Source organism: Rickettsia slovaca 13-B (assembly GCF_000237845.1).
Lineage (GTDB): Bacteria > Pseudomonadota > Alphaproteobacteria > Rickettsiales > Rickettsiaceae > Rickettsia > Rickettsia rickettsii.
The window spans coordinates 945,984-958,150 of sequence record NC_016639.1 but is presented as its reverse complement, the minus strand read 5'-3'; the positions used below and the strand labels follow the sequence as shown (position 1 = coordinate 958,150).

Genomic DNA, 12,167 nt, shown 5'->3' with positions numbered 1-12,167 from the left:
TATCTAACTTTTTTGCTTCTGCTTCTTGCTGTAGTTTATATTCTGCTGCTTTTTCGTCTATATAGTTAAAAAAGAAATAACAGAAAGTTAAAAAACTAGTCAAAACTATGCATTTTGAACTTTTAATTTCTTTTCTTCCTCTTCATCAATATAAGACTCAGAGGTTAAAATTTCTTCTTTATATGTTAACTCTTTAAAATTAGCTTATATATTAATGATAGAGTTTAATTATCATGTGAGAGAAGTAATTTATAGGGGGGAATAAGTCAATAATTATATATTTAATAAATCTATTTTACTCAAAAATACGGCTTTTTCTATTTACTAGGTAAATACAATTTAGTTCTTGAGTCTTATAATAAAGCAATTGAACTTGATCCTACAAATTCTAAAGCACAATATAATAAACAACATTTATTAAAGCGTATGTATTATTAAGTAAAAAACGCTGCAAAGCTTTTACTTATTGCCTTTTCAATCTATTCTGTTTGCTAGATTTCTTTAGTCTAAAATAAGCGAAGCAGTGATGCTATTCGTCTATTGTAATTTGCTTGATTTCGACAATTGTCTTATACAAATGTTCAGCTAAAGTAAACATATTAAATAGCATTGGCTTGGTGGTTAGTGTTTTGTGGCAATCTCTAAATCAGTTTCACTCATAATATCTAGTTGCGATGTGAATTAATACATTAGGGTCACAGCTACGCATTAATTTCGGTTATCGCTACAGGTTTCCTTGATATCAACAGCCTCAAGTGCCTATAAGATATTTAAAAGTTCCAGCGTGAGCGAAAAAAGACGTTTAGTAAATTTAATATTTGGGAACTTAATATTGAAACCTGAAAAGCTTGATTTTATGCTACGTTCGCTGTTTGATACATTGGTGAATTTGTCTAAAAATGGCGAATGGTACCCGCGGCCGGACTTGAACCGGCAAGAGCTTACGCTCCACGGATTTTAAGTCCGTTATGTCTACCATTCCATCACGCGGGCAGCTGTGGATATTAAGGTTGCATTTGCTAAGTGGACAGATTAATAAAAAAAATACGAAAAAGCAAGTACTTTTATCGTTAATATATTAGTCTGATATGAAAAAGTTATTAAACACATTTAAAATCGTTAGTTTACTCATTAATTTATTAGATAATTAACTTAAATAGTGACAAAATAGTAATAATATGATAGATTAGTTTCAGGAAGTAATACTTTCTCTTGCATGTTATTGACATGTTTATTGACAAATGCCGCAAGGTAAGGTAGTTTTGCATAATGAATTTTTATCGGCTCTTATATTTAAGTAAGGCTTAAGGTAAAATTTAAGTTTTAGTTATTATAAGCGTGTGTTAAGTTCAAATAAGTAATTTCTATCTAATAAAGGTTTTTATGGCTACAAATATAGTAGGTAAAGTTAAGTGGTATAATTCTACCAAGAATTTTGGATTTATTGAACAGGACAATGGCGGCAAAGATGTGTTTGTACACAAATCAGCCGTAGACGCAGCAGGTTTACATAGCCTTGAAGAAGGACAAGATGTAATTTTTGATCTTGAAGAAAAGCAAGGAAAAGCCTATGCTGTTAACCTCAGAATTAAATAAATTTATAATACCAAAAGCAGCTATCCAAAATTGTTTATAATTTAGGGTAGCCTAGTCATCTTTATCAAAATAGTAAATATTTTGTTTTTGTCTTATAATAACCTATATAATTTTAAGTGTAATAAATTATTTTTACTAAAGGGCATGAAAATGCCCTAAATCTAATAATATTATTCTGGCTTGAATAAGATTCTAAAATAGTTTCATTATTCATTATCGTTTTATATATTTAGTGGGTGTTTTGTAATCTAGCTTAAGCATATTTTTTGATTCAGGATAATTATATAAGTCGTTATTTTAATTTACTATAACTTATTTTTTATACAATAGACCTCTTGCATAACTTATCTTATACAGGGAATAAGAACTGCTACTCTACGCAGCGTACATAGTTAAGTATGTAAGGATGAGAGAGCAGCGTCGATGTCTCATATATCTTTAAGAAATGAGTTATGTTAAGAGGTCTAATCAATAATGTGCATATTTTGATTTAAAACTATATTGGATTATATAATGAAAAATTTTAATTTATCTGAAGAATTAATTATTGCTCTCGAGACAATGAATATAACTGAGCCGACTGAAATACAAAAGCAATCGATTCCGGTTGCAATGGCGGGATCGGACATACTCGCTTCTAGCCAAACAGGTTCAGGCAAAACTCTTGCTTATTTATTGCCGTTAATTGATTCATTTATTAAAAATAAAACTACTGCTTTAATTCTTGTTCCGACTAGAGAATTAGCAACGCAAATACACAGTACTTTAAATAAAGTAACTACATCCTATAAAATTAATAGTGCAGTTTTGATAGGCGGTGAACCGATGCCTAAACAATTTATGCAATTAAAAAAGAATCCAAAAGTGATTATCGGTACGCCGGGGCGTATTATCGATCACTTAAATAGGGGAAGTCTAAAAATTGATCGTATAGGCATAACCGTACTTGACGAAATGGATAGAATGCTTGATATGGGGATGAAAGAACAATTAGAAGAAATCAATAAATTTTTACCGGAAAAAAGACAAGTTTTAATGTTTTCCGCTACTATGCCAAAACATATTATTGCTGTTTCTCAAAAATATCTAAACAATCCGGTACGTATTATGGTAGGTGCTACTAATAAAGCAGCTGCAGAAATAAAACAGGAATCAATGCATGTTTCTGATAAAGAAAAATTTAGTGCATTAACTAAACAACTTGGTAATAGGGAAGGATCAGTCATTATTTTTGTGAAGACTAAACGCTCTGCCGATCAATTAGCTAAAATGTTGAAATATGAAAATCATACAGCAGAAGCTATACACGGTGATTTAAGTCAGCGTCAACGTGAAAGAGTAATTTTATCATTTCGTAAGTCAAACCATAGAATAATGGTAGCAACTGATGTAGCGGCTCGTGGGCTTGATATTCCTCATACACAGCATGTTATTAATTATGATTTACCTATGTGTCCTGAAGATTATTTACATAGGATAGGTAGAACGGGTAGAGCAGGGGCTACCGGACATGCGTTGTCTTTTATTTCTCCTGATGATGTTATTAGATGGCGTGCAATCGATCGTTTAGTAAATAAAGGAGAATCTACGCCACGTAGTGAGTTTAGAAGTGATAAAAATAATCGTAAAAGATTATTCGGTAAAAGAGCCGGCGGTGACGGTAAAAAGTTTAATGCTTTTGATAGTAGCCGTAAAAGAACCTTTGATGGTAACAGCTACGGTAATAAAAGAAAGAAAGTATCGTAGTTTAGATTTACGTCATTTATATCATTGCGAGGAAATTACGTAAGTAATTGACGAAGCAATCTCAAGAGTTTATTATTATTTCATGAGATTGTCACGTAACCTTATGGCTGCTCGCAATGACGATTAGATATCCATGCGGGCGATGATGCCTTTGCAGGAATGACAACCGTATATTTTAAAGGAGGATAAATTCATAAGTTTAAATTTTTCACGATTTCAATATATATCTAATATTTTCTTTATATTAATAATTTCTTTTCCTGGAGGTTTAATTTATTTACTTACCGGTTCAACTCTTTCTTTTTGGCTTCGAGAATCCGGTTTTGATAAAATCACTATCGGGCTTTTTAGTTTAGTGAATTTTATTCATATATTTAAATTTTTATGGGGTCCTTTGCTTGAAAAAGTAAGTTTTGCTCCTTTAAGTAAGCGGGGATATAAATGTTGTTTAATTATTGCTTTGGTTAGTTGTATTTTTTGTGTATATGTTCTAACAAATTTTAACCCTAACACTCATTTTATACCATTTGCTTTATGCTTAGTAGCTGTGGCATTTTTTTCGTCCATTTATGATATGTTACTTCAATCATCACAGATGTTACTGATTACAAATAAAAATTGGGGCATAAGTGAGGCAGCTTGTACTACAGGCTTTAGAATAGGTATACTTATAGCAGGTTCAGGAGCGTTATATTTATCTACTATCATATCCTGGCAAGATGTTTATCGTGTTATGGCAATTTTATGTATACCGTCATTACTATTAATTATAATCTATCCGCTTAAATTTAAAGATAAGATAATTATTAATGATTTTGATAGATTTTGGCATGCTTTTTATGATTTTGTTAAGAAACCTAAATGGCTAATAATTGTTAGTTTTATGCTTCTATATCGTCTTCAAGATAATTTTCTGTCAATTATGCCGAATATGTTTTATCTCGATATTGGGTATACGAAGAAAGATTTAGCTCTTGGATATAAAGCTTTCGGTATGTGTGCTACAATCCTTGGAGGTTTTATAGGTGGGTTTTTGTGCCGAAAATATGAATATTCTTATTTGCTTAAAAGAGCATTAATATATCATGCTTTATCTAGCCTATCTTTTTTATTTCTCTATTTTTATAATCGAGATATTACAAGTTTGTATATAGCGGTCTTCTTTCAAGAATTTACCAAGGGCTTAACTATGTCGCCGTTTTTTTCTTACCAATTAAGATGCTGTAGTGCTAAATATTGTATAACCCAAATTGCTTTAATTACTTCTATTGCTTATATTAGTACTATATTGTTTGGTAGTATTTCAGGCTATGCAGCTACTTATTTAGGCTGGACTTATTTCTTTATTGTAGCAGGATTTTGTTTTATACCGGCTTATATATTAATTAGATATTTGCCGCCTTATGTTATTTCTAGCTAAAGCGGGAATCTAGCAAAATATTTATAATTGTCATTGCGAGGAGGCGTTGTTGTGTGGATCAATTTCACCTCTGTCATCCCGTGGCTTGACACCGAGTGCTTTACCGGTCCCTGCAACAATGCCTTGCGAGGAGCGTAGCGACGTGGCAATCTCTCTTAAATTGCATGAGATTGTTTCGTCGGCATAAATGCCTTCTCGCAATGACGTGGATAGGTAGTATTGGATTCCTGCTGCCGCAGGAATGACATACTTTTGAGCGCCATGTAAAAATGCCTAAATACAAATATATTGTAAAAGTAGTACTATCAATTTATAATAATCAACAAATTTATTAGTGTGCTTTAATTATGTTTATTCAAACTGAAGATACTCCAAATCCGGATGCAATAACATTTTTCCCAGGGCAGGAAATAAGTAGTGATCAGCCGGTATTTTTTAGTGAGCTTGCTGAAGTAAAAGGAAGAAGCAAACTTGCAGAATCATTATTTTATATTAATAATGTAAAATCGGTGTTTTTCGGTAGTGATTTTATAACAGTAACTAAACAAGCTGAAGGTGATTGGCAAGTTATAAAGCCTGAAATTTTAATGGTTATTATGGATCATTTTGTTTCAGGCTTTCCTGTATTTGAAGAAAACACCAAAGCAGATAATGTAAATCATAACCTTGATGGGCTTTCGGAAATAGAGAAGCAAATCGTAGAGATTATTGAAACTAGGGTGCGTCCATCTGTTGCACAAGACGGCGGCGACATAATATATAAAGGCTTTGAAAACGGTGTAGTTAAATTAGCACTTCGTGGTGCATGCCTTGGATGTCCTAGTTCCACCATCACCTTAAAAAACGGCATTGAGTCCATGCTTAAACATTTTGTACCGGAAGTGCAAGAAGTTGAAGCTGTAGAGGAAGATTTTGAGTAATTTAGTATGCTAACTGTGTTAGTCTTCGTCATTGCAAGAAGAAACTGCAAGTTTCGACGAAGCAATCTAGTAAAAATTTCTGATTTACAGAATTTTTGATTATTTTTTCTGGTTCTTCCTTTGCAGAATTGATTGTATCATTTTGATGCCAAATAACGTAATGTAGTTCAACATCTTTTGGAGCATATACTACGATAGGTAGTTTGCTATTATATCTTAAAAATGTTTCATCGCCTAAAAATACACTAACCGTTTGTATGGTTGCTTTTACGTTTGGGCATGCCATCATTGTACTAGCAGGGTGATCGTTAACTTGATCGATTATATAATAATTATATCCCCATCCTTCTAAAGTTTTTGTTTCCAGCTTACCACCAAACCAAACACGATTACAATCTTGCATTGCATTTTTTGTTGCTTGCAATTCTACTTTTAGCTTTTCTTCATTGGACTCTGTAGGTAAATGAATTACATAACACTTTTGATTTTCAAGTGGTGTAGGATAGGGTGCAATATCTTTTAACCGCTTATCGGTATCGGCTAATAAATCAGTATTTAAAAAACATGATAAAATAGTATAATTTTATTTGGCATATGATTATTTTTTTAATTAGAATCCATTATCTCGCCTAGAGGAGTTATATAAGAAGCATTTATTTTACCATTGGCTATAATATCAGTACTAAAGCCTTCACTATAGTCAACATCACCATTTTCGTTTATTTTTGTACTTAAAAATAATATAGAATTTTCAAATTTATTTTCTTTTAATATAGGCTGATTATTTAAACTAAAAACTTTCATGGCAAGCCTTTCATTATTAGGTAATCTACAATATATTTCTGATCCGTTATTGGATTCAAAAAAATTACATTGTTGTTTTTCCAAATATATTTTTGCAAAATTATTTTGTTTTAATTCTGTAAAGGTTAGTTCAGCCTTATATTTTTGTTTGTCACTAGAAAAGTTAGGTAGCGTTTCTATTAAATGAAAATCAAGGGAGGTTGCGCTAAATCTTGTATTCAGCATATTATTTTGATTTAATTCGGTAAAATCTAATGCGGCATAGTATGTTGCTCCGTCAATGTCTAAACTATATACAGGCTTATCTTCCAATATCTCTTCAAATAAATCTTCCCATAGCTCGTGTAACTCTTGTAAAAAATTTTGAACATGTTCTTTAGTTTTACAAACATCAATTTGATTTGCAAAGCTTTTTGCTATAAAAAACTTTAAATCTTTTTGATCCGATAAAGATAAATCATGAATGTGACATTTAAATGTTTTATCTACATAATTTATTAGTGATGCAGTATCTGCAGGAAAATTTTTAGTTATTTCTAATAATTCTTTTTTTATGCTATTCTGAAATTATATTCATTTTCTAATCTAATCCCGTTTCTTTCTTAAAAAAGCCGGTATGTCATGAATATCAGACTCTTTATTATCTTGATCTAGAGTACTAACAACAACGTTTTTGCGTTCTAAAGTTTGATTATTTGAAGCACGCAGAGAACCCCATATTTTTCCTAAAAATGATGGTTTGGGTGAGTCATCTTCAGATTTGTTGAAAGTATTGGCATGTAACCCTAGCTCTTTTTCATTTCCGATAAAATTTTGATTTATTGGAGAGTCGGTAATTTCAATATTTTCGGTACTGTAGCTGTTAAAATCAGGCATTTCTTCTATTTGTGTAGGTTGTGCTATAGCTTTATTATAAGTTTCTTCAGGAACTATATTGGTAGTTTCAGCTATTGCGGGTTTATATGTCGGTACTTTATCGGCATCAATACCGGTAGCAACAACTGATACTCTGATCATTCCTTTTAATTCCGGATTAAATGTTGAACCGAAAATAATATTAGCATCAAGGTTGTCTACTTCTTCTCTAATTCTATTAGCAGCGTTGTCAACTTCAAATAAGGTCATGTCGGAACCGCCGGTAATATTGATTAATACACCTCTTGCACCGCACATTGAGCTATGATCTAGCAGTGGATTTGAAATTGCAGATTCTGCCGCTTTAATAGCTCTATCTTCGCCACTAGCTTCACCTGTACCCATCATTGCTTTACCCATTTCACTCATTACTGCTTTAATATCGGCAAAATCAAGATTAATAAGTCCCGGCATAATCATTAAATCCGTTACTCCTCTAACGCCTGCATGTAATACGTCATCTGCCATTTTGAAAGCATCGGCAAACGTCGTTTGTTCATTAGCAATACGGAATAGATTTTGGTTCGGTATTACAATTAAAGTATCAACGAATTGCTGTAATTCAATAAGTCCTTTATCGGCAGTTTTCATACGATGACCGCCTTCAAAATGGAAAGGTTTAGTTACTACCCCAACCGTAAGGATGCCTAGTTCTTTAGCAATGCGTGCAATAACCGGTGCAGCACCGGTACCTGTACCACCGCCCATACCTGCCGTAATAAATACCATATTGCTATTTTCTAGGTAATTACGAATTTCGCTTTCTGATTCTTGAGCAGCAAGTGCTCCAACCTCAGGAGAAGCTCCTGCCCCAAGACCTCTAGTCGTAGAAACACCGAGTTGTATTTTGTTAGTGCATAAAGAATGTTCAAGCGATTGTGCATCAGTATTAGCTACTACAAAATTAGCACCTTGCAGATTAGCACTAATCATATTATTTACTGCATTACTACCTGCACCCCCAACGCCAAAAACTGTAATGGTCGGTTTTAATACTATATTTTCAGGAGCTTTGATATTTAAAACCATGATACTCTTTTATTTTATATAATTAATGTTTAAGTATAATAAAAGATTTAGAAATTTCCATAAACTTTTTATGAAAAATATGGATTATTGTATTTTATAGTGAATTAGCTTGAATTAGGGATGATTTATAAGAAATATTTTATTTTTTTAAGAACATATCTCATACCGTAAATGGATTAGTATTAACGGTATTCGCTATGCCCTTAAAAAAATAAAATATTTCTTATAAATCATCCCTAATTCAAGCTAATTCACTATAAAATAGTGGAATGCCGTTATTATGACATGCTTTGATTAATGCTTTATCGTTAGTGGCCATAGGAAGTACTTCATGCATGGCAGTTAATAAATAAGTTGTATCATATGTAGTAAGATTGTTGGCTCTTGCAGTTTAATTTCATGTATGGAAAAATTTAAATTTGATATATTAAGGGGGAGAGAGTTTAAAAAATCTATAATTTTAATAACCTCTACTGATTTTATTCTAGCACGTTTTTCTGCTATTAATATTACGTTAGTTACTTCAAGTCTCCAAAGAGGCGGTACTATCACTCTAAACTTATAACAATAATCTAATGTAAAATCTGAATATTTATCACGTTCATCATACAAGAACCATGAGACAGTTATGGAGCAATCGGCTATAAACGGTTTAGAATTCACCATTTTCTACCTTCATCTCTAAGCTCTTTAATTAGTATAAGGAGCTCTAATGTTTTGCCTTTGCGGAATTCTCTTATTTGCTCTACTATATTATCCATTTTAGGTTTTTGAGTTATAATTTTTGCAACCAGCGTATTATGCTTACAAATGGTAATTTGCTCTCCGTCTTGTACACGCTGTATTAGATCAGAAAAATGAGTTTTTGCTTCGAGTAGGTTAATTTGATTAGATAAATTTTGTTTCACATAGGTAATATAATAATAGACTAATTTAATATTATCCTATTTATAAGATTTTATACAGTAATATTAATAGTTTAAATTAATATCTTTGTATAAAACCTAAGATTGACTAACCATTTTTTCAGGTACTACTATTTTATCAAATTTTGCTTCCGATAGAAGATTGAGTTTTTTAGCTGCTTCTTTTAAAGTGATCCCGTGTTTATGTGCTTCTTTAGCAATTTTTGCAGCATTATCATAGCCTATATGCGGATTAAGAGCTGTAATAAGCATTAGAGATTTATCACGTAAATCATTAATGCGTGCTATATTGGGTTCTAATCCTTTAACACAGTGAGTAACAAAGCTATTTACGCTATCGGATAACAGCTCTATAGATTGTAGGATATTGTATATTATTACGGGTTTAAATACGTTAAGTTCAAGATGTCCGTTTGAGCCGGCAATAGTAACCGTAACATGATTCCCCATCACCTGACTGCACACCATTGTTAAAGCTTCGACTTGTGTAGGGTTTACTTTACCGGGCATAATAGAAGAACCAGGTTCATTTTCAGGTAAATGTAGCTCACCAAGACCGCATCTTGGACCGGAGCCGAGCAGTCTTATATCATTTGCTATTTTCATTAAGCTAACTGCTATAGTATTAAGAGTTCCTGAAAATTCTACTAGTGCGTCGTGAGCAGCTAGACTTTCAAATTTATTAGGAGCCGTCTTAAAGGGTTGTTTAGTAAACTCTGCCACTTTCTCGGCAAATTTTATATCAAAGCCTATTTTTGAGTTAATACCTGTACCGACTGCTGTGCCTCCTTGGGCAAGTAGATAAACTTTTTGTAGTGCATTTTCTATGCGTTCTAAAGCATACTCTATTTGTGTAATATATCCGGAGAATTCCTGTTTAAGAGTTAAAGGAGTTGCATCCTGCAAGTGGGTACGTCCTATTTTTATGATTTTGTCCCAATCTTTTGACTTATCCTGCAAAGAGGTCAGTATATTATTCAAAGCTGGTATCAGTTGCTGTTTAGTTGCAAGTACGGTTGCTATATGCATAGCGGTTGGAAAAGAGTCGTTGGATGATTGTCCTTTATTAACATGATCGTTAGGATGTACCGGAGATTTGCCGCCTTTCTTGCCTGTTAATTCTTCGTTGGCAATAGAGGCAATAACCTCGTTCATATTCATGTTTGTTTGCGTTCCTGAACCTGTTTGCCAAACTACTAAAGGAAAATTATCCTCAAATTCGCCTTCTAAGATTCTATCCGTGGCTTTATCTATACTTATAGCGATTTTAGCTTCTAAATCACCAAACTCATGATTAACCTGTGCTGCACATTTTTTTAAAATAGCAAGAGCACGAATTAAAATTTCAGGCATTTTTTGCTTGCCTATTTTAAAATTTTCTAAAGATCTTTGAGTTTGAGCCCCCCAATAAAATTTTTCTTCTATTTGAATTTCTCCAAAAGAATCACTTTCGGTTCTGTAATTTTTCATAAATTGTTAAATGTTATATAATTATCTATTTTTTTCATAAAATGATCACTTACTGCATTCAAGTCTAATTGCTGGGCTAATTTAGCAAAGCTATAATATAATTTGTCTGTTAAAGAAGCTTTTTTTAGATTCTTAGCAATAAATATTAATGTGCTTTCTATCATAAGATTACGATTAAAACTATAAAATTTTTGCCAATGTTCGTTATATTTAGGTTCGGAAGATGTTATATAATCGGAATATATAGGTTTAGTAATTACTGCTTTACCTTGATATATATCAAATATAATATCATTAATTAATCTTTCATTCTTGAGGTTATTGATCACTTTATCAAAAAAATTGTTTAATATAGCTGTTGTTATCTCTTTTTCTGTAAGTGCATTTATAAATATGTCTAATTGTTTTTCAAAACTCTCGATAATTTGTTCATTTGGTTCCCTTTTCATTGCTTTTCTCTCAAATTAATTGATATAATAAAAGTTTATGACTTTAATTTTAGTAGACTAAATATTTATATCGAAGTAAATAAAAAACAATATTTGATTAAAATATTATTTATGTAATGAATGAAAAATTATAGAAGCGGCATTTGATACATTAAGACTTTCTACTCTCTGAGAAATAGGGATTTTGGCTAAATAATCACATGTTTCTGCAACTAATCTTCGTATGCCTTTATCTTCTGAGCCAAATACCAATACTATTTTGTCGGAAATTAATTTATCGGTAAAGTAGTCATTTGCAGAACCTGTTAGACCTATAATCCAAAAGCCGTGTTTTTTAAGATAATTCATACATGAGCGTAAGTTAGTAACTTTAATTATAGGTATTAATTCTAAAGTACCGCAAGCCGCTTTAGCAATGCTGCCGCTTTCATTTGGAGAATTATCTTGAGGTAATATTATAGCATTTATATCAAAAGCAGCGGCACTACGAATAATTGCGCCAATATTTTGTGTGTCTGTTATTTGATCAAGAATCGCAATTTTACATTTTGGATTTGTTATATCTATGTCCTCTAAATTGTAAGAAAAAATTGGTCTAATTTTTGCAGCTATTCCTTGATGTGTTTGGTTTTCCAGTAATTTAGATAAAATATCGTTATTAACAATTTCATAAGCTCTAGTACCTATTAATTTTTTATTTGTCTCAAAAATTTCCCTAGTGCATAAAATATTGTCAATTTGACGTTTTGGATTATTTAGAGCAGAAAATACAGGATGTTTCCCATACATATAATAACAATGTTTAGAATCAAGTTTTTTATTTTGCATCTTATTGAACACCGTCAGTAATTTGTTCTTGACAGAAACTACTATTTATTATAAAAAGTTACAA

The 12,167-nt window shown here is 31.9% G+C and carries 13 protein-coding genes and 1 tRNA gene; 5 read left to right on the top strand and 9 right to left on the bottom strand.

The window, feature by feature from the left end:
- Positions 1–288 precede the first annotated feature (288 nt).
- Positions 289–438: a tetratricopeptide repeat protein gene (locus RSL_RS08900; protein ID WP_148258545.1), complete on the top strand. Its 150-nt coding sequence runs from the start codon at positions 289–291 to the stop codon at positions 436–438.
- Between the two features lie 469 nt (positions 439–907).
- On the opposite strand, the gene RSL_RS05285 is transcribed toward RSL_RS08900, so the two are convergent.
- Positions 908–993 (bottom strand) — tRNA-Leu (locus RSL_RS05285).
- Between the two features lie 390 nt (positions 994–1,383).
- On the opposite strand from RSL_RS05285, the gene RSL_RS05280 reads away from it, so the two are divergent.
- The 4 genes from RSL_RS05280 to RSL_RS05265 all read left to right on the top strand — a co-directional run bounded on the left by RSL_RS05280 (position 1,384) and on the right by RSL_RS05265 (position 5,682).
- The gene (locus tag RSL_RS05280) at positions 1,384–1,596 is read left to right on the top strand and encodes a cold-shock protein (protein ID WP_004997759.1); all 213 of its coding nucleotides are present in this window, start codon (positions 1,384–1,386) and stop codon (positions 1,594–1,596) included.
- A gap of 513 nt (positions 1,597–2,109) precedes the next feature.
- The gene (locus tag RSL_RS05275) at positions 2,110–3,342 is read left to right on the top strand and encodes a DEAD/DEAH box helicase (protein WP_014273700.1); all 1,233 of its coding nucleotides are present in this window, start codon (positions 2,110–2,112) and stop codon (positions 3,340–3,342) included.
- Between the two features lie 193 nt (positions 3,343–3,535).
- Positions 3,536–4,762, top strand: coding sequence for an MFS transporter (locus RSL_RS05270; RefSeq protein ID WP_081463625.1), 1,227 nt, complete (start codon positions 3,536–3,538; stop codon positions 4,760–4,762).
- Between the two features lie 347 nt (positions 4,763–5,109).
- A complete protein-coding gene (locus RSL_RS05265; protein ID WP_014273697.1) occupies positions 5,110–5,682 on the top strand; it encodes a NifU family protein in 573 nt (190 codons plus the stop codon).
- Between the two features lie 28 nt (positions 5,683–5,710).
- On the opposite strand, the gene eco is transcribed toward RSL_RS05265, so the two are convergent.
- From eco to rlmB, 8 genes are all read right to left on the bottom strand, one after another.
- Entirely contained in the window at positions 5,711–6,196 is a 486-nt protein-coding gene (eco, locus tag RSL_RS08110) for a serine protease inhibitor ecotin (protein ID WP_231287790.1), read from the bottom strand.
- A 92-nt stretch (positions 6,197–6,288) separates the two neighbouring features.
- Positions 6,289–6,798 (bottom strand): hypothetical protein, encoded by a 510-nt coding sequence (locus RSL_RS05255; RefSeq protein ID WP_014273695.1) that lies wholly within the window; start codon positions 6,796–6,798, stop codon positions 6,289–6,291.
- A 273-nt stretch (positions 6,799–7,071) separates the two neighbouring features.
- The gene (gene ftsZ, locus RSL_RS05250; RefSeq protein WP_014273694.1) at positions 7,072–8,430 is read right to left on the bottom strand and encodes a cell division protein FtsZ; all 1,359 of its coding nucleotides are present in this window, start codon (positions 8,428–8,430) and stop codon (positions 7,072–7,074) included.
- A 342-nt stretch (positions 8,431–8,772) separates the two neighbouring features.
- Positions 8,773–9,096 (bottom strand): type II toxin-antitoxin system VapC family toxin, encoded by a 324-nt coding sequence (locus tag RSL_RS05245; protein ID WP_014273693.1) that lies wholly within the window; start codon positions 9,094–9,096, stop codon positions 8,773–8,775.
- Positions 9,090–9,338 (bottom strand): type II toxin-antitoxin system Phd/YefM family antitoxin, encoded by a 249-nt coding sequence (locus RSL_RS05240; protein ID WP_014273692.1) that lies wholly within the window; start codon positions 9,336–9,338, stop codon positions 9,090–9,092. Before RSL_RS05240 ends, RSL_RS05245 begins: the two co-directional genes overlap by 7 nt.
- Positions 9,339–9,434: 96 nt before the next feature.
- A complete protein-coding gene (gene fumC / locus RSL_RS05235) occupies positions 9,435–10,826 on the bottom strand; it encodes a class II fumarate hydratase (protein ID WP_014273691.1) in 1,392 nt (463 codons plus the stop codon).
- Positions 10,823–11,275, bottom strand: a complete 453-nt coding sequence (locus RSL_RS05230) for a hypothetical protein (protein WP_014273690.1) — start codon at positions 11,273–11,275, stop codon at positions 10,823–10,825. The genes fumC and RSL_RS05230 overlap by 4 nt, the downstream gene beginning before the upstream one ends.
- A gap of 105 nt (positions 11,276–11,380) precedes the next feature.
- A complete protein-coding gene (gene rlmB, locus RSL_RS05225) occupies positions 11,381–12,103 on the bottom strand; it encodes a 23S rRNA (guanosine(2251)-2'-O)-methyltransferase RlmB (protein ID WP_014273689.1) in 723 nt (240 codons plus the stop codon).
- Positions 12,104–12,167: the final 64 nt, after the last annotated feature.